This window comes from Maridesulfovibrio sp. FT414 (assembly GCF_050916235.1).
Lineage (GTDB): Bacteria > Desulfobacterota > Desulfovibrionia > Desulfovibrionales > Desulfovibrionaceae > Maridesulfovibrio.
The window spans coordinates 1,152,177-1,170,714 of sequence record NZ_CP104854.1 but is presented as its reverse complement, the minus strand read 5'-3'; the positions used below and the strand labels follow the sequence as shown (position 1 = coordinate 1,170,714).

The following is an 18,538-nucleotide window of genomic DNA, read 5'->3' as shown; positions in this document are numbered from 1 at the left end:
CCGGAGGCATAGCATACCGGGACGTTGCTAATGCAACGTCCTACTTCTGCGTCAGCCACTGGTGCATGCCGCATACTTTGCATTCAGCACAACCGTCTGGAGGACATACAGGGCTTTTGCGTGCTTGCTGGAAGCGTTCCCATTCGCGCCAAAGGAAGGATTTTTTGACCCCGGTATCAATGAAATCCCAAGGAAGGGGGGAATCCTTCTCAAGTTCGGTGTCAATGAATCGTTCGGGGTCGCCTTCATAGTATTTAAAGGCTTTTTTCCATCCGCCCTGTTCAGCGGCTATGGTGATGAACTCGGCAAGGGATTCATCGCCACGGGAAAGAATTCCCTGTAGCCGGGCCTGAAAAGGGGAGTCTCCGGAAAAGGTGATGCCTTTGTACTTCTTGGTCAGGCCGTTGACGGTGGAGAGTACCTGCTTGAGATCGTGCTCGGACTGCATGGGAGCCCACTGCAGCGGTGTCCACGGTTTGGGCACAAGGCAGCTTGCACCGAGGGTGATGCGCATGAACTGCTTTTTCTTCTTACCCTGTCCGCGGCTTCTGGCTTCGTCGATCTTGCGGAGCATGTCGGCCAGCTCCTCGTAGTCTTCAGCAGTCTCGCCGGGCCAGCCCACAATTACATAGATGCGCAGATGGTTGACGCCTTTGGCGGCACTGAGTTCCACCGCACGCAGGAAATCTTCCTCTTCAAGATTCTTGCTTGCGGCATCACGCAACCGTTTGCTTGCCCCCTCAAGGGCGAGGGTGACGGTGCGGACTCCGGCGGCGCGCAGGATGTCCAGCAGTTCCTCGGTCAGGCCGTCAGCTCGGACCGAGGAAAGGGAAAATTTGGTTTTTCTGGCCTTGAGCCACTCGATGTAGGGGATGAGATCCGGCCAGTCGGTGAGTGCCGTACCCACAAGGCCGACCTTGGGCGGATCGGCCAGCTCTACCAGTTCCTTGAGTTGCTCAACTGATGCATGGCGGGGCGGGCGGTATATGTAGCCTGCTGCACAGAAGCGGCAGCCGTAGGGGCAGCCGCGGTTCACTTCTACAAGGAACATGTCCTTGAACACGGCATCCGGGCTTATGAAGCAGGAATAGGCCGGACTGGTGAGCAGGGGGACGCCGTGTCCTTCATCAACTGGTCCTGGGGCCAGTACGGCACGGCGGACCTGTCCTGTGGTCATGCCGGGAACGTAGACTCCGTCCCGGTCCTTGATGAGTTCCAGAAATTCCTTTTTGCTTCCCCCGTTGTAAATATGCCTTTTCAGCTCGACGCAGAGATCCTTCAACCCCGCTTCTGCTTCGCCCACCCAGAACATGTCGAAAAAGGGGGCTATGGGAGCTGGGTTCAGGAACGCGACCGGACCGCCGGCCATGACCAGCGGGAAGTCCGGGCGTTCCGCCGCAAGCGGTGGAACGCCCGAATCTTTCAGCATTCTTACGGGGTGGAGATACTCCTCCTCGAAGTTGATGCTGAAGCCGATCAGGGGAAACTCGGACAGCTCCTTGTCGCTGTCCATGGAAACAGACGTCTTGCCGGGATCTCCAAGGAAGAATCTTTCGACCGCTAGCTCCGCGTCCGGCGCGAGCAGCCTGTACACTGCCTGCCAGCCAAGGGTTGACAGGCCCGCGCCCATCCTGCCGGGGAAAACAAGCGCCGTGGGCAGACGGCCTCCGCTCTCCTCCGGGGTGGGTTCTTCCTGTCCGTAATAGAAGAAATCCTCTTTTACAGACATTCTGCAGTCCCGGAACATAATGTCCGTGCTGTTTCCGATCTATATTTCATACGCAGCCAGGATTTAGTCGGCCTGTTTGCGGATGAAGGTCGGTACTTCAAAGTCGTCATCATCATGGAAGATGAATTCTTCTCCGGAGTTGGCAGCAGTCTGCTTGGGCTGACGCTGAACAGGTTCGGCATTGCCGGTTGCATCCGTGGGTCTGTTGGCTCCATGACGCAGGTATGCAGGGATGGAGCGGTCTTCCTCAGCGTGGGCGCTGCCAAGCTGGTGGATGCTGGTGATGGTCTCCTTCTGTCTGGGAGTCATGCCTCTGGGGGTGATGGTGGCCCGCTGGGGCTGTGCCTGCGCCTGCGGCTGCGCGGTTTCCACTTTGGGGGCAGCAGTCTGGCTGGAGGCGCTTTCGATGCCGGTTGCGATAACGGTGATACGCATTTCGTCGCCAGCATCGGGGTCAAATACGGTACCGAAGAAGATCTGTGCGTCTTCGTGTGCTTCTTCGTGTACGATGTTGGCTGCTTCGCTGACTTCGTCGATGGTCATGTCGGGAGAGCAGGTGATGTTGATCAGAACACCCTTGGCTCCTTCAATGGATACATCTTCAAGCAGCGGGCTGGTGATGGCCTTCATGGCAGCTTCACGGGCCCTGTTCTCGCCGCGGGCGATACCGGTACCCATGAGGGCGAGGCCGGAGTTGGACATTACTGCCTGAACGTCTGCGAAGTCGAGGTTGATCAGGCCGTGAACGGTGATCAGGTCGGCGATACCCTTGACGCCGTAGTAGAGGACTTCGTCGGCCTTCTTGAGCATTTCGGAGAAGGCGGCCTTTTTGGCGGCGAGCTGCAGCAGGCGGTCGTTGGGGATGGTGATGATCGCATCAACAACCTTCTTGAGCTCTTCAATGCCCTTTTCAGCCTGAAGAAGTCTGCGCTTGCCTTCGAAATAGAAAGGTTTGGTTACAACTGCAACGGTCAGCGCACCGGCTTCCTTGGCGATTCCGGCGATAACCGGGGCTGCACCGGTTCCGGTTCCGCCGCCCATGCCTGCGGTAATGAAAACCATGTCACTGTCGCTGACCAGTTCGCGGATCTGTTCCTGCGATTCCATGGCAGCGTTTTTGCCTACGTCAGGGTTGGCGCCGGCACCGAGGCCCTTGGTGAGTTTGTCGCCGAGCTGGATTTTGTATTCAGCCAGGGATTTGTTGATGTCCTGTGCATCGGTGTTTGCAGCAATGAAGCGCACCCCGGAAAGAGCGGACTGAATCATGTTGTTGATAGCGTTTCCGCCACCGCCGCCGCAGCCGATAACCTTGATTCTGGCCTGACCGTCGCCTTCGATTTCCATGTAATCCATCATCATTTCGGTTTCCCCTGTAATTTACTTCCGTTAATTCATACTTTCCCGGCTGATCGGCCCGGGAAAGACCTTCACTGAATCTGCCTGAAGGCTGGTTTCCGCACATATGCCCTTTGAAGACGGACGTTACGGACTTTTATGTCCATAATCCTGAAACCGGTATCGGAAGCGGTTTCAGCCGCCGGAAGCGGATATAAGCCTTTCGGAGCTTTAAGAGTGCCTGTTCTAGGCTATCTCAGTGAACCACTTGCGCATCCTGCCCAGAATGCGGTTGAAAACATTTTCATCACGGATGCGGAAGACCTGCTCGGAACCGCCTTCCTTTTCCGCGCCGAACATAAGCAGCCCTACTGCTGTCGCAAATTTGGGGCTGTTGACCACGTCCTTGAGTCCACCAATTCCCGCGGGATATCCGATGCGAACCGGCAGATCGAAAATCTGTTCCGCCAGTTCCTGCATTCCGTCCACAAGCGAAGTTCCGCCTGTAAGTACAACTCCGGCTGCAATCATGTTCTTGTAGCCGCTGCGTACCAGTTCCTGATCCACCAGCGCGAGAATTTCTTCACAGCGCGGTTCACAGATTTCAGCCAGAACCCGTTTGGACATCTTGCGGTGATCCCGTCCCCCGACGGAAGGCACGTCAATGGTCTCGTCAGTGGTGACGAGGTCGGTCAGTGCCGTTCCGTATTTCACCTTGATCTGTTCCGCGGAACCCATGGGTGTTCTCAAGCCGAACGCAATGTCGTTAGTCAGGTTGTTACCGCCGAGCGCGATAACAGAAGTATGTTTTATGGAGTCGTTGGCAAATATCGCCAGATCGGTGGTGCCTCCGCCGATGTCAACGATGGCAACGCCTATCTCCCTTTCCTCCTCGGAAAGAACGGCTTTGCTGGATGCCAGCGATTCAAGAACTATGTCCGAAACATCAAGTCCCGAGCGATGGCAGGAACGGATGATGTTCTGAGCCGATGTAACCGCACCGGTAACGATGTGCACCTTTACTTCAAGACGCACACCGGCCATTCCGAGCGGGTCGGCAATGCCGCGCTGATCGTCCACGATGTATTCCTGAGGCAGGGTGTGGATAACCTCCCTGTCGAGCGGAATTGCCACGGCTTTGGCCGCGTCGATTACCCGGTCCACATCCTTCTGGGTCACTTCGCCGCCCTTTACGGCAATGACTCCGTGGCTGTTGAAGCCCTTGATGTGGCTGCCGGCGATTCCGGCGTACACGGAACGGATCTCGCATCCGGCCATGAGTTCAGCCTCTTCAAGAGCCTTCTTGATGGACTGGACAGTCTGCTCGATGTTGACAACCACGCCTTTGCGCAGACCAGTGGAGGGGGCAGTGCCGATACCGACAATGTCTACTCCGTCCGCAGTGGGTTCCCCGACCACTGCGCAGATCTTGGTGGTGCCTACATCTAGGCCGACGATCAGATCAGACTTGGACATAATTTTTTCTCCTCATCACCTTGAATAGATTGGGGATATTGCCTACCGTGGCGAACCGTTCCCGGGAGTCCTCTTTTCTACCCAGACCCTGCCGTTTCCGGTGGATATGGCTGCCACGTCCCTGAACTCTCCCCTGTTTTTGAGGTCATTCCAAACTGTGTTCAGGTGTGAAAGCTGTTCTTGCCAGTTGTCCAGCCCCAGCAGAACCTTCAGGCCCGGGCTGTCCATAAAAATTTCCATCCTGTCTCCGCCCTTGATGTCTATCCAGGCGATCTGCCCTGCATCGAAGGGGAGTTCCCTTCTTCTGAGCTTGCCCATGAATTCAGGCAGGATGGCCGCCTTGTCCATGGCATCGGAATCTATATTCAGAAACGGCAGGGAGGTGAACTTGCCCGGAGCCACCGGAGCAATAAGTCCGCCCCTGCTGTCGCAGTAGTAAAGCTGGTCATCCTGACGGACCATGAAATGCGGCACCTTCTCGCGGATCAGGATGTGCAGCTTTCCGGGCAGTTGCCGTTTCACGGTTGCCGAGTCGATCCAGAGGTTGCCGCTGAGCCTGTTTTCCACTTCGCCGATGTTCACGGCCAGACTGTTCTTGCTCAGGTTCACGTCAGCCAGTGAAAGTATTTCACCGTATGTAAGACGGTGGTTGCCGCTGATCTTGATATCCTGAAGTGAAAAATACGGATGGGTGGTCATCCAGCGGTATCCAGCAAGGCAGCCCACCCCGATAACGGCCAGAACCAGCAGACATACGCCGGAAATGCAGGCCTTGCGCATCATGGTCAGCAGCACATCCGCAGCGGAAAAGTTCCTGTCGGAGCGCTTCTTTGCCGTATTGCGGGTAATGCGCTTTTTCCCGGACTTGATCAGGGTCAGTCTGGTCTTGTTTGTTCCGGCTACACTCATGGCAGAATTATGACCTCCGGCTTGAGGGTTACGCCGAACTTTGCCAGTACGGCTTCCTTTGCCTGCGCCATAAGCTCAAGTGCCTGCGACGCTGTTCCGCCCCCCCTGTTGACCAGAAAATTGGCGTGCATTTCAGAAAAGGCCATGCCGCCCAGTTCCCGTCCTTTGAATCCGGCTTCGTCGAGCAGCCTGCCCGCGCTGTGCCCCTCAGGATTCTTGAAAACGCACCCGGCGGTCTTTTCCAGCACCGGCTGGGTGGCTTTCTTCTTTGCAAAAGTTTCTTTCACCCCGGCCCTTACTTTTTCTTCACCGGCTTCGGAAAGCTCGAACTCGGCTTCCCATATGATGGTGAATTCATCAGTGCGGGCGGAAAAATGGCGGTAGCCCCAGTCCAGCTCGGCGGCATCCTTCCAGACCAGACCGCTGCCGGGAGTCCAGATGCGCACCCGGCTGACCGAAGCAGCCATGTCGGTTCCGTAAGAACCTGCGTTCATGGCGACTGAGCCGCCGACCGATCCGGGAATCCCGGCCAGACCTTCCATGCCGGAAAGACCGTTTCTGATCAGCACGGCCAGCAGTGCCGGCAACCTCATATCAGCAGGAACGCGAACCCTGCTGCCGGACACTGTCGCTTCCGGTCTTGAGTCCCGTTCGACCTGAATGAGGGCCAGGTCCAGTTCCCCGTCTCCGGCCAGCATGTTGCTTCCTTCACCTATGGCGAGCAGCTTCGGGCCTTCGCTTTCAACAAAGCGGGCCAGCTCATCCAGTCCGTTTTCATCCCTGACTTTTGCGAGCACACGGGCTTTACCCCCGATGCCGAGCGAGGTCAGTGCGGACATATCCGGTTTATGAAGCAGTGTAAGGGCCATTGTTCCTATCCGTTAAAGGGTGAGCAGCCGTCGCTGATCTTGCAGTCGCAGCCCTGCTCGGCAAGGTACTGCAGAAAGTTTTCACCGATCTTGTAAATCGATCCTGCGCCCTGGGTGATGAAAAGGTCACCGGGTTTGAGGATGTTGGGCAGTTCGTTTTCAAGCACCTCAAAGTCCGGGTAGAAACGGACCTTGGTGGAGCTGACCTGTCGGATGCCCTGCGCCAGAGACATGCCGTTCACTCCGGGGATCGGGGATTCCGAGGCCGGATATATTTCGGTGAGCAGCAGCTCGTCGCACTTTTCAAAAGTCTTGCAGAATTCACCGAACAGGGCCTGTGTTCTGGTGAACCTGTGCGGCTGGAAGGCAACAACCAGTCTGCGGTTCGGGAAGCAGGACTTTGCGGTCTCGATGGTGGCCATGATTTCCGCTGGGTGATGTCCGTAGTCGTCGACAACCAGAACTCCCTTGCACTCGCCTTTTTTCTCGAACCGGCGGCCTACTCCCATGAAGTTGGAGAGACCGGCAAGGATGATTTCGGGGTCCAGTCCGGCTTCAAGGGAAACGCCGATGGTGCCGAGGGCATTGAGTACGTTGTGCTTGCCGGGCTGGGCGAGGGTTACTTCACCCAGCAGCTCGTCATCAAGAAATACCTTGAACAGGGAGCGTACTTCGCAGGAAATGATTTCCGCGCGCAGCCTGTTACCCTTGCCCAGTCCGTAGGTCAGGCAGGGGCGTTTGATGGTGGGCAGCAGTCTCTTCACGCCCGGATCATCCCCGCAGACAACGTTCATGCCGTAGAAGGGGATGGAGTTCATGAACTTGCGGAAGGATTCGTCAATGGCATCCTGATCGGCATAGAAGTCCATGTGGTCCTTGTCCACGTTTGTCACTACGGTGATGATGGGTGACAGGCAGAGGAAGGAACCGTCGGATTCGTCCGCTTCGGCAATCAGGAACTGTCCGTCGCCGAGCCTTGCGTTACTGCCGAAGGTATTCAGCCTTCCGCCGATGATGACGGTGGGGTCAAGCTGCGCTTCAGTGAAAACAGTTGCCAGCAGGGAAGTGGTGGTAGTTTTTCCGTGGGTTCCGGCAACAGCGATACCGGTGCGCAGGCGCATGAGTTCTGCCAGCATTTCCGCTCTGGGAATGACCGGGATGCCCAGTTCTCTGGCCCGGACCAGCTCGGGGTTTTCCTCGGAGATGGCGGTGGACTTGACCACGACATCTGCGTCAGAGACATTGTCCGCTCCGTGGCCGATGAAAACCTGCGCGCCCATTTTCTGGAGACGTTTGACCGGAGCACCGGCCGCAAGGTCTGAACCGGATACGGTAAAGCCCATGTTGATCAGAACTTCGGCAATACCGCTCATGCCTGAGCCGCCGATTCCGATCATATGAATGTTACCCACCCTGCTGCGCATAATGGGACAGGCTGCGTCTGTTACCAGGGGTACGCTGGGACCTTGTGCTGCGATCATGCCTCACCTCTCACTGTTTTCGTGCGAATAATATTTTCAATGCCGTCCACTATTGCGGCGGCCGCATCAGGCCGGGCGAATGAAAGAGCTTTGCTTCCCATCTCCTTCAGGCCGTCCTGATCGCAAATCAGTTTCAAAATCGTATCTGCCAGCATGTCCCCGTTCAGATCTTTCTGAGGGATTACAACCGCCGCCCCGGTTCCGGCCAGACTCATGGCATTGCCGGTCTGGTGGTCGTGGGTGGCCTGCGGAAACGGGATGAAAACAGCCGGCTTTCCCGCTGCCGCCACTTCGAAAACAGTGGATGCCCCGGCCCTGCTGACCACAAGCTGTGCCTGTGAATATGCAGAGGCCATGTCATGAATGAACGGTGATACGTCATGTCCGTTCATTCCCATATCTTCGTAAATTTTGCGGACCTCTTCAAAATCCGCTTTTCCGGTCTGGTGGGTCAGGCTGACGCCTGCGTCCTTCAGCCGGGGCAGGGCGGAGCACACGGCCTCGTTGATGGCCCTTGCTCCCTGACTGCCGCCGAATACCAGCACGCCTTTATTTCCTCCGGATTTTCCGGCCGAGAAGATCTCCCTGCGGACCGGGTTGCCCGTAACCTCCACCTTGGTGGAGGGGAACGAGTTCCTGATGTCCTTGAAGGAAGTGAAAACTTTTTTAACCACTTTGCCCAGAATGCGGTTGGTCACGCCCGGCACACTGTTCTGTTCGTGGATGGCAGTGGGAATTCCAAGAATCCGGGCTGCCAGAACCGGGCAGAACCCGGCATATCCGCCGAATCCGATGACTGCATCGGGCTTGAAACTCACAATCTCTTTCAAGGCCAGCAGCAGTGCCCTTACAATCCACAATGATCCGATGACCCTGCCGATTCCGCCGCCGATGATTCCCTTGGCAGGCAGCCCCTTGAAGGCAATGCCTGCGCGTTCCACCATTTCCCTTTCCGCGCCCTGTCCGCCTATGAACAGGATTTCGCACGCAGGAAAACGGTTCCTGATTTCTTCAGCCACAGCAAGGGCCGGAAATACATGGCCCCCGGTGCCGCCGGTAGTCAGGATTACGCGCTTCATCAGACCTTACCCCTCGAGAGGTTGAGCAGTATGCCGATGCAGGTGCAGGAAATGAGCAGGCTCGATCCCCCGTAGCTTACAAACGGCATCGGTACACCCTTGGGAGGTACTGTTCCCATGACCACGGCCAGATTGAGCACAAAGCCCAGAGCCAGCATGATGGTCAGTCCGTAGGCGGTGAAACGGTCCTGCAGGTCTTCCTGTGCCAGTGCGATCCTGAAACCGCGCCAGACCAGAAAGGCAACAACCATGAATACCGCCAGAACTCCGATGAATCCTAGTTCCTCCCCCACAACGGCCATGATGAAGTCGTTATGGGCTTCCGGGAGGAAGAAAAGTTTCTGTTTGCCTGCACCGAGTCCCTGCCCGAAAATGTTGCCCGAACCGAAGGCGTAGAGGGATTGCACCAGCTGGTATCCTTCTTCATGGGCGGACTTGAACGGGTCGATAAACGCAGTCATGCGTTTCAGGCGATAGGGGGAGCTGGTGATCAGCATGTACCCGGCACCGCCGGCGAAAAACAGTGAAGTCAGCAGGTAGCTGACACGGGTTCCACCCACAAGGCTCATGAAAAAGAGGATCATGCACAGGAACACCGACCCGCCGAAGTCCGGCTGCAGCATCAGCAGCAGGCACAGGGCTCCGGTAATGGCGAAGGGCGGCAGGAATCCTACGCTGAAGGTCTTGATCAGTTCCTGCTTGCGTGAGAAAAAATAGGCCAGATACAGCACCAGCGCGGGCTTGCAGAATTCCAGCGGCTGAATGCGGATGGGGCCGAGGGCTATCCAGCGGGTTGCACCTCCGGCAGCTACTGAAAGCGGCGTGAAATCGCAGAGCAGCAGGAGTATGAACGCTCCCATGAGCCACACGTAGACCATGTTGTAGAATACGGCCTTGGGCAGCCTTGAGCTGATGTACATCATGATGATTCCGCCAACGAGGAAGATCCCCTGCTTCTTGAAGAAGAGGTATTTATCCCCGAAGAAACGCTCGGCCATGATTCCGCTGGCGGAGAGCACCATCATCAGGCCGAAACAGGCCAGCAGCAGTGCCGCGCAGAGGAGCCAGTAGTCAGGGCGTTCGGGCTTGTCTGAGAGGGTCTTTTTTTTGTTCAAGACAGTTCCTCCATGATCCTTTTGAAATCATCGCCTCTAGCCGCATAGCCTGTGTAGGCATCAAAACTTGCAGTCCCAGGAGAAAGCAGAATGGTTTCCCCGGCGCTTGAATTGGCGAAAAGGGTGCGTACAGCCTTTTCGAGGTTTTCGTGCCATGAAATCTTGAAACTGTCCTTCAGCGCTGGCTCAAAGTGTTCGCGTCCGGCACCGAAAAGGCCCACTTCAACTACCTTGCCTTCCATGACCGTAATTAGTTCACTGACGTCTCCGCCCTTGAAGACGCCGCCAAGCAGCAGCCTGATAGGGCCTTCGAAGCTGTTGAGAGCTGCGCGGACCGCATCAAGGTTGGTTCCCTTGGAATCGTCGATGAAACGTACTCCGTTCACGATGCCGATATTCTGGATGCGGTGGGGCTTGCCCTTGAATGTTTTCAGCCCGGCTTCAAATTCATCGCGGGTCAGACCGATCTTCTCAAGTGCCAGCCAGGCAGCTTCAATGTTGTAGCGGTTATGTTTTCCGGGAAGATTTGGCTGTTCCGGGAACGCAGTTCCGTCAAACCATTTAACTTCCGCACGCGTGAAGGAAGCAGGGTCGAGCCGGTCTTTCATATCTGCGGGCAGTATTGCCAGTTCTTCCCTGCTCTGGCGTTCGAAAATCTTGAGTTTGGCCGCTACGTATTCATCCATGTCCTCGTGGTAGTCGAGGTGGTTGGCTGAAATGTTGAGCAGGATGGCTGCCTGCGGACGGAACAGCCGGCAGTTCTGGAGCTGGAAGCTTGATACTTCAAGCACCAGTACATCGGCCTGTCCACGGTTGACGATGTATTCGGAAAGGGGAGTCCCGTAGTTGGCACCGGCGAAAACGGTCCTGCCGGATTCCTGAAGGATGTGTTCCATCAGTGCGGCTGTGGTTGTTTTACCATTGGTCCCGGTTACGGCGATCTTGGGTTCGTCTGCAAACCAGACCGCCAGTTCAAGCTCGGAGATTATCCTGCGCTCAGGCAGGTCGCCGATGAAGGGCTTGATGCGGCGGACAGGAATACCGGGACTTATGACAATAACGTCCGCACCGGCGAATTGTTCTTCGCAGAAGGGACCGGTCATGAGCTGGGCCTTGGGGCCGAGGCCTTCAAGTACGGATTCAGTAAGGTTTTCATTGGCATCCACGATACGCACGGCAGCACCGAGCCTGTGCAGCAGGTGTGCTGCGGCCAGTCCTGAACGTCCGGCTCCGGCTACAACAGCCAGCCGGTCGGTGAACATGCGGGTCGATGTGACCTTTTCTACGAATGCGCTGTCCATGATTCCTTACCTGATCTTTAGTGTGCTTAGGGCCATCAGGGCCATCAGGATGGAGATAATCCAGAACCTGATCACGATTTTTGATTCCGGCACACCCTGGTGCTCAAAATGGTGGTGCAGCGGTGCCATGCGGAAAATGCGCTTGCCGCCGCTGACCTTGAAATAGCTTACCTGCATGATTACGGAGACGGTCTCGAATACGAAGACACCGCCCACGATGATCAGCAGCAGTTCCTGTTTGCAGAGTACGGCGATGAAGCCGAGAGCCCCGCCGATGCTCAGTGAACCCACATCACCCATGAAAATCTGCGCGGGATAGGCGTTGTACCAGAGGAATCCGAGTCCGGCTCCCACCAGCGCACCGCAGAATACGGTAACTTCGCCCACGCCCGGTACATGAGGCACGTTGAGGTAGCTGGCCATCCCCACATGCCCCGCAATATAGATGAAGAAAGCGTAGCAGGTGGCGCTGGTGATGGTCGGGCCTATGGCCAGTCCGTCCAGTCCGTCGGTCAGGTTTACCCCGTTCGAGGCACCGATCATAACCAGCAGGGCGAACGGCAGGTAGAGCCAGCCGAGGTCCGGGGTGAAGTTCTTGAAGAACGGCACTGCCAGCTCGGTTGAGTAGGCGGGCTGCATTATGAGCAGCCCAACTGCGGCTCCGGCCACGATCAGCTGGCCGAAGAGTTTTGCCGGTGCGGAAATTCCCTTGTTACGCTTGCCCTTGATCTTGGTGTAGTCGTCAATGAAGCCGACCAGTCCGAATCCTGCGAAAACCAGCATGGTCAGCCAGACGTAGACGTTGGTAAGGTCGGACCAGAGCAGGGTGGAGACCAGCACACCGAAACCCAGCAGCAGGCCGCCCATGGTGGGGGTTCCGGCCTTGCACTTGTGCTGTTCGGCGATTTCGTCCTGAATGTACTGGCCGCACTTGATCTTCTGCAGCCAGCGCATCATTGCCGGGCCGAGCACGATGGTGATGACCAGCGCGGTCAGCAGGGCGTAGATGGACCGGAAAGTTATGTACCGGAACACATTCAGCGCACTGAGCTGCGCACTCAAGGGGACAAGAAAATGATAGATCATGCTTTGTTTCCTCCGGTCTCCCCGCTGACTTCAGTGTTAAGGGCTTGGAAGTATTCTTCCATGCGGCATGATCTTGACCCTTTGAAAAGAACAACCGCGTCGCTTAAGCCAAGTTCATGTATTCCGTTTAAAAATTCCGAAGGATTGTTCACCGGGACCAGCGTGGACCCGTTGGTATTCGATGCCACCTCGGCGTAGTGTCTGCCGTGGTAGAAAGTCGCATCGGGCTTTATTTCGGCGATTTTGGTGCCGAGGTCGCAGTGGGCGCATCCGGCTTCTTCGCCAAGTTCAAGCATGTCCCCCAGTACCAGCACCAGCGGGCGCTCTCCGGCAATATTCTTTGCCGTGTCGATGGCCCGGTGCATGGAAAGCGGGTTGGCGTTGTATGAATCGTCGATGAGGGTCCATTCCCCGTAGGTATGGCAGTGGAAGCGCTGTCTGGGCAGCTCCACAGTGGAAAGTCTTGCTGCGATTTCATCCAGTTCCATGCCCAGCTGGTGTGCTGCGCAGGTGACGGCTGCGGCATTTTCCGCAAAATGTGAACCGCAGGTCGGCAGGACCACCTTGGTCCGCTTGTCTCCGGCCTTGATCATGAATTCGCCGGACCCGTCGGGAAGGGTGCGCATAAGCGTGCTGTAATAGGGCGCGCTCTGATCCTGTGAAGAAAAGGGAACGGGATCTGTTATGCTGCAGGCTTCTTCCCAGAGCAGGGTGTGGTCCATGCAGCACAGGGCTTTCCCTTCCGGGCGCAGGTATTCGAAAATTGAGGCTTTGAATCTTGCCACGTTGGACAGCGAGCCGAGTCCTTCCAGATGGGCAGGGCCTATGTTGTGGACTATTGCCATGTCCGGCATGGCCACGGGGCCCAGTTCGGCCATGTCGCCGGGCAGGCTGATGCCCAGTTCCATTACCCAGTAGGTCTCTTCGCCGGTGGCTTCCAGCATGGACATGGGCAGGCCTATCTGGTTGTTCAGATTCATGAAATTCTTGTGCACGGTGTGGGATCCGGAAAGTACGTGGGCCAGCATTTCCTTTACGGTCGTCTTGCCTGCGGAACCGGTGACGGCGATCATGCGGGCCTTGGACTTGAGGCGCCAGTATGCGGCAAGCCTGCCGAGGGCCTGTACGGTGTTGCGGACCAGAATGACCGGTCTGCCTTCAAGCTCGGGACGGTACTGGGAGACGACAACGGCTGCTGCACCGGCGTCAAGGGCCGCTGCGGCAAAGTTGTGGCCGTCGTAATTTTCACCCTCGATGCAGAAGAAAACATCGTTTTTCTTCACCAGCCTGCTGTCAATGCGCACGCCGGAGATTTCAATGCCTTCCGCACCGGGGATGTCGCTGCCCCCCAGGAGCTGTTCTTCGAGTTCAGACAGAGTCAGTTTCAACCGTATATCTCCTTGATCGCCTTGCCGATTTCTTCCGCATCGGAGAAATGGCGTTTTTCGGTTCCAATAATCTGGTAGGTCTCATGACCCTTGCCTGCCACCAGCAGCACGTCTTCGGCAGTCATTTCCGCTACAGCCATTCTGATGGCCGCAGCGCGATCGGCATCTTCCAGCACCTTGTCACAACCTTCTATCCCGGCCCTCACCTCGTCGAGGATGAACAGCGGGTCTTCGGTGCGCGGGTTATCCGAGGTCAGCACTGCCACGTCAGAATATCTGCAGGCTGCTTTCGCCATGAGCGGGCGTTTGGTGCGGTCGCGGTCTCCGCCGCAGCCGAACACGGTAATGATCCGTTTGAAATTCAGGTCTTCCAGGGTGCGCAGTACGTTTTCCAGCGCGTCCGGGGTGTGGGCGTAATCCACGAAAATATTAAGTCCCTGATCGTTGCGGACCCGTTCAAGCCTGCCGGGAACACCGTGAAATTCTGCAAACACATTCATCTGGGCCGGGGTAAGGCCAAGGTGCAGACCGACTGCCTGAGCGGCAAGCAGGTTTGAACCGTTGTGGCGGCCGATGAGGTCCGATTCGATTTCCCACTGCTCATCGCCCCTTGTCATGCGCAGATGCATGCCGGAGCCGGTGCAGGACAGCATTTCGCCGCACAGGGAATCGCTTCCGGTGGCGCAGGCCTTGTCCAGACCGAAGCCGATGGCCGGGCCGTAGCACTCAAGCAGCCGTCTGCCGTAGGGATCGTCAAAATTGATGATCCCGCGTTTGAGTGCGCTGGGGTAGTGGTTGAAAAGCAGGCACTTGGCCTTGAAATATGTTTCCATGTCCCCGTGGTAATCAAGGTGGTCCTGGGTGACGTTGGTGATTACCGCAGCGTCGAAATTCAGTCCGGCCACGCGTTTCTGGTCAAGTGCATGTGAGGATACCTCCATGACCGCCACATCAACCCCGGATTGGTTCATCTGTGCCAGCAGTTCATGCAACTGCCAGCATCCGGGGGTGGTCAGCGGTGCTTCCTGCTCGAATCCGGGCCAGCGGTAGCTTACGGTGCCGATGACGCCGACCTTCTTTCCGGCTGATGTCAGAAGCCGTTCGATGAGGTAGGAAACGGTTGTTTTACCGTTTGTCCCGGTTATTCCGACCAGTCTGACCTTGTTCTCGGAGGTCTTGAAATATGCTGTGGCCAGTTCTCCGAGGGCTTCGCGCGGATCCGGATGGACGATGAGATCCGCCTTTCCGGTTTCAGTTTCAGAGGCGCAGACTATGCAGGAGGCTCCCTTTTCCAGTGCCTGGGGGACAAATTCAGCTCCATCGCGCAGCGGTCCGGATATGGCTACGAAAACATCGCCTTCCTGTACTGTGCGGGAATCGGTACGGACCATCAGTCCTGCGCCGACCCTGGCGAGGAGTGCGTCCCATTTTGTCTTGTCAAATTTATCAGCAGTCATATTCAGCCCCTGTTCAGGATACCCAGAGAACCATTTCCGCGTTTTCGTCCTCAGGCCATTTGTCGCCGGCCTTGGGGAGCTGTTTCTTCACCGTCATCCCCTGACCTTTCAGTTTGGGGACAAAACCTTTCTGCACCAGTATTTCAATTGCTCTTCTTACAGGCATCCCGGTCAGGTCCGGTACATCCGTGCCGGCCACTTCCGTATGGGACGGGGTTGCCTTGACGGCCCTTTTCGGAAGATCGGAAACCGGCTCTTCAACAGCCGCCATTACCGGGGTGGGATCTCTCCTTTCCGGAAGCCTTCCGTAATAGGCCAGTGTTTCGGTCATTATGTTCCTGACCGCCGGTGCCGCCACCGTGCCGCCGTAATGGTTCGGCTTGGGGTCGTCCACCATCATGAAAACTATGTAGTCCGGGTTGTAGCCCGGAACCAGTGCCACAAAAGAGGCCAGATATTCGGTTCCGTATCCGCCTTTCTTGTGTGCCTTCTGGGCCGTACCGGTCTTCCCGGCCACGGTCATCCCGCTTATGCGGGCCTTTTTGCCTGTACCGTCTTCCTGAACCACTTCCCGCATCATGGAGAGGACTTTTTCGGCTGCCTCGGCACTGAAGATTCTTTTGGGTTCCGCATCATCTTCCGTGCGGGGGAACTGGATCAGGTGCAGCGGTTTGCTTATCCCCTTGTTGGCCAGAGTCAGGAATCCCTGTGCCATCTGCAGGGCGGTAACACCGATTCCCTGTCCGAATGATCCGGCTGCAAGGTCGATCTCGTTCCAGTTCGCTGCCGGGCGGATCATACCCTTGCGGTCTCCGGGCAGGGGCAGACCTGTCTTTTCACCGAATCCGAGGTCGGTGATGAACTTGTGATAGTTCTGCACGCCCAGTTCAAGGCCGATCTTTGCACAACCGATGTTACTGGAGTAGCGCATGATTTTGTGCACAGGCAGCCATCCTTCCGGGTGGGTGTCCTTGATGAACTTGCCGTTAAGTTCCCAGCGGCCGTTTTCGCAGTCAAAGAGCTTTTCCGGGGTTACAACACCGTGCTCAAGCGCGGCGGCAATCAGGAACGGCTTGAACGTTGAACCCGGTTCCACAACGTCGAGCGCCGCACGGTTCCTCCAGATGTCAGGGGAACTGGTGCGGAAAATATTCGGGTTGAACCGCGGACAATTGGCCAGGGCAAGGATGTCGCCGGTGGCAACTTCAACCACTACTGCGGAGCCCCACTTGCCGCTGTACTGCTTCACAGCCTCGGCCAGTGCGTTTTCTGTCACTGACTGCAGGTGGGAATCAATGGTCAGGTGGAGATCCTTACCCCTGATGTCCATTTCGCGGCCCATTGCATCGAGGTAAAGCCTGCGTCCCGATGCATCGCGCTGAACAACGAACTGGGCCTTGCGGCCGGCCAGCCGTTCGTTGAACTCTTTTTCAAGTCCTTCCAGACCGTTGCCGTCAATGCCGGAAAATCCCAGCAACTGCCCCGCAAGGTGGTTGTTGGGATAGAGCCTGACATATTCGGTGGTCAGGTGTACGCCGGGCAGATCCGCTGCTTTCAGCTTTGCGGCCATCCGGTCGTTTATCTGGCGTTTTATCCAGATGAAATTTGATTTCGAGGACAGCTTCTTTCTCAGGACATTTCTGGGGATTCCCAGAATTTCCGAAAGCTTGCCAGCTGTTCCGTCAACGTCGGTGATCTTTACCGGGCGGATATAGACGGATTCCGCTTCAACACTGGTTGCCAGCAGGTTGCCGTTGCGGTCATAGATTGAACCGCGCTCTCCGCGTTCCAGTTCCGCAGCCAGATGCTGACGCGAGGCCAGGCGCGAGAGGTCGGCACCCTTGAACAGTTGCAGCCATGCCGCTCTGCCGAGAAGTCCCGTCCACATAAGGGCGAAAAGGACCATGACGAAGAGCAGCTTGTTCCTGCTCTGCTTCAGGCTTTCTTTTTTCCTTTTTGCCACTTCAAGCTCCTGTTACCTTTTAACTACGGTTTAGCCGCTTCCCTAGGCCTCCTTATCTGCCCCTGTGAAGCCGGCCCGAAGCCGTATTTCTCTGCCAGTTCCCGCAGTCTCAAGGGAGAGAGCAGGTTGTTCTTTTCCACTTCCAGCTTGGCGGCCAGGGCTTCCTGTTCGTCAAGCCGCTTTTCCATGCGTCTCAGGTCATATGCCCGGTCAACCCGTTCAATGTTGAACCAGACCGAAATAAGTCCCAGTATCAGTGCCGAACCCATGGTCAGGGCCAGGGCGATGACTATTCCTTTGGAGTCGCCTTTCATCCTGCCACTCACTCTTTTTCGGCGGCTCTTTCGGCGACCCTGAGCTTGGCACTGCGGCTGCGCGGGTTGACCATCATCTCCTCCTCGGTGGGAAGGACGGGTTTTCTGGTCAGTATATTGAGCCTTTTTACTTTTCCGCAGGTGCAGATCGGCTGCATGGGCGGACAGTCGCAGTCCTCTGATTCTGCTTTGAAACTTTTTTTCACGATCCTGTCTTCCAGCGAATGGAAGGAAATGATCGCGACTCTTCCTCCGGGGCTGAGTCTTTCCGGTATTCTCTGCAGGAAGTTCTGGAGCTCTTCCAGCTCCGAGTTCACCGCAATGCGCAGTCCCTGAAAGGTCTTGGTGGCCGGATGTGTCCGGGACAGGGCCTTTCGCTTGGCCGGATAGGCTTTTTCAACAATGGCAGCCAGCTGCAGGGTGGTGGTGATCTTTTCCTGCTCCCTGGCGGCGATGATGGCCTTGGTTATCTTGGAGGCCAGCGGCTCTTCCCCGTACAGCTTCAAGATACGGTTCAGGTCCGAAAATGACCCCTTGTTCACGATGGACGATGCCGGAGGCATACCTCCAGCCGGGTCCATGCGCATGTCCAGCGGGCCGTCCTTGATGAAGCTGAAACCGCGCTCGGCCCGGTCCAGATGCAGGGAGGAGACTCCCAGATCCAGTACCACTCCGTCCACAGTGTCCCAGCCCAGTTCGTCAAGGGCTGCTTCAAATCTGCTGAAAGCAAGGTGAAACCGGTGCGCCCTGTCACCGAAAGGTTCAAGGCGTATTCCGGACAGTTCAAGGGCCTGCTCGTCCCGGTCAAGTCCGGCCAGTTCCGCGCCTTCTCCGGCAGCTTCCAGAATAGCGCTCGAATGTCCGGCCATACCGAGAGTGCCGTCGAGATAGCGTCCGCCCGGTTTGGGGGCGAGCCATTCGATGACTTCATTCAGCAGAACCGATGTGTGAACCTTTTCAGGTCTGGTTTCCTTGCTTTCCATGGTGTCCTGATTTCAAACCGTTTTCAGTGTTGATGATTGTGCCCTGGGGGGAG

At 56.7% G+C, this 18,538-nt stretch carries 15 protein-coding genes; all 15 read right to left on the bottom strand.

Features of this window, described 5'->3' with window-relative positions:
- Positions 1-40: 40 nt before the first annotated feature.
- The 15 genes from N7E73_RS05170 to rsmH all read right to left on the bottom strand — a co-directional run bounded on the left by N7E73_RS05170 (position 41) and on the right by rsmH (position 18,485).
- Positions 41-1,729 (bottom strand): radical SAM protein, encoded by a 1,689-nt coding sequence (locus tag N7E73_RS05170; RefSeq protein ID WP_432737964.1) that lies wholly within the window; start codon positions 1,727-1,729, stop codon positions 41-43.
- Between the two features lie 63 nt (positions 1,730-1,792).
- Complete coding sequence (gene ftsZ, locus N7E73_RS05165) at positions 1,793-3,082, bottom strand: cell division protein FtsZ (RefSeq protein ID WP_432738839.1); 1,290 nt, start codon at positions 3,080-3,082, stop codon at positions 1,793-1,795.
- Positions 3,083-3,310: 228 nt separating this feature from the next.
- Entirely contained in the window at positions 3,311-4,540 is a 1,230-nt protein-coding gene (gene ftsA, locus N7E73_RS05160) for a cell division protein FtsA (protein ID WP_432737962.1), read from the bottom strand.
- 42 nt (positions 4,541-4,582) lie between these two features.
- Positions 4,583-5,449 carry a cell division protein FtsQ/DivIB gene (locus N7E73_RS05155; RefSeq protein WP_432737961.1) on the bottom strand — a complete coding sequence of 289 codons (867 nt, stop codon included), beginning with the start codon at positions 5,447-5,449 and terminating at the stop codon, positions 4,583-4,585.
- Positions 5,446-6,318 (bottom strand): UDP-N-acetylmuramate dehydrogenase, encoded by an 873-nt coding sequence (murB, locus tag N7E73_RS05150; protein WP_432737960.1) that lies wholly within the window; start codon positions 6,316-6,318, stop codon positions 5,446-5,448. The genes N7E73_RS05155 and murB overlap by 4 nt, the downstream gene beginning before the upstream one ends.
- A gap of 5 nt (positions 6,319-6,323) precedes the next feature.
- Positions 6,324-7,742, bottom strand: a complete 1,419-nt coding sequence (murC, locus tag N7E73_RS05145; protein WP_432738838.1) for a UDP-N-acetylmuramate--L-alanine ligase — start codon at positions 7,740-7,742, stop codon at positions 6,324-6,326.
- Between the two features lie 53 nt (positions 7,743-7,795).
- The gene (murG, locus tag N7E73_RS05140; RefSeq protein ID WP_432737959.1) at positions 7,796-8,878 is read right to left on the bottom strand and encodes an undecaprenyldiphospho-muramoylpentapeptide beta-N-acetylglucosaminyltransferase; all 1,083 of its coding nucleotides are present in this window, start codon (positions 8,876-8,878) and stop codon (positions 7,796-7,798) included.
- Positions 8,878-9,993: a putative lipid II flippase FtsW gene (ftsW, locus tag N7E73_RS05135; protein WP_432737958.1), complete on the bottom strand. Its 1,116-nt coding sequence runs from the start codon at positions 9,991-9,993 to the stop codon at positions 8,878-8,880. The genes murG and ftsW overlap by 1 nt, the downstream gene beginning before the upstream one ends.
- A complete protein-coding gene (gene murD, locus N7E73_RS05130) occupies positions 9,990-11,294 on the bottom strand; it encodes a UDP-N-acetylmuramoyl-L-alanine--D-glutamate ligase (RefSeq protein WP_432737957.1) in 1,305 nt (434 codons plus the stop codon). The genes ftsW and murD overlap by 4 nt, the downstream gene beginning before the upstream one ends.
- A 6-nt stretch (positions 11,295-11,300) precedes the next feature.
- Positions 11,301-12,380: a phospho-N-acetylmuramoyl-pentapeptide-transferase gene (gene mraY, locus N7E73_RS05125; protein ID WP_432737956.1), complete on the bottom strand. Its 1,080-nt coding sequence runs from the start codon at positions 12,378-12,380 to the stop codon at positions 11,301-11,303.
- Positions 12,377-13,768 carry a UDP-N-acetylmuramoyl-tripeptide--D-alanyl-D-alanine ligase gene (locus tag N7E73_RS05120; protein ID WP_432737955.1) on the bottom strand — a complete coding sequence of 464 codons (1,392 nt, stop codon included), beginning with the start codon at positions 13,766-13,768 and terminating at the stop codon, positions 12,377-12,379. The genes mraY and N7E73_RS05120 overlap by 4 nt, the downstream gene beginning before the upstream one ends.
- Positions 13,765-15,225, bottom strand: a complete 1,461-nt coding sequence (locus N7E73_RS05115) for a UDP-N-acetylmuramoyl-L-alanyl-D-glutamate--2,6-diaminopimelate ligase (protein WP_432737954.1) — start codon at positions 15,223-15,225, stop codon at positions 13,765-13,767. The genes N7E73_RS05120 and N7E73_RS05115 overlap by 4 nt, the downstream gene beginning before the upstream one ends.
- Before the next feature lie 13 nt (positions 15,226-15,238).
- A complete protein-coding gene (locus tag N7E73_RS05110) occupies positions 15,239-17,188 on the bottom strand; it encodes a penicillin-binding transpeptidase domain-containing protein (protein WP_432737953.1) in 1,950 nt (649 codons plus the stop codon).
- A gap of 23 nt (positions 17,189-17,211) precedes the next feature.
- Entirely contained in the window at positions 17,212-17,514 is a 303-nt protein-coding gene (locus tag N7E73_RS05105; protein WP_432737952.1) for a hypothetical protein, read from the bottom strand.
- The gene (gene rsmH / locus N7E73_RS05100; protein ID WP_432737951.1) at positions 17,511-18,485 is read right to left on the bottom strand and encodes a 16S rRNA (cytosine(1402)-N(4))-methyltransferase RsmH; all 975 of its coding nucleotides are present in this window, start codon (positions 18,483-18,485) and stop codon (positions 17,511-17,513) included. Before rsmH ends, N7E73_RS05105 begins: the two co-directional genes overlap by 4 nt.
- Between the last annotated feature and the right edge of the window lie 53 nt (positions 18,486-18,538).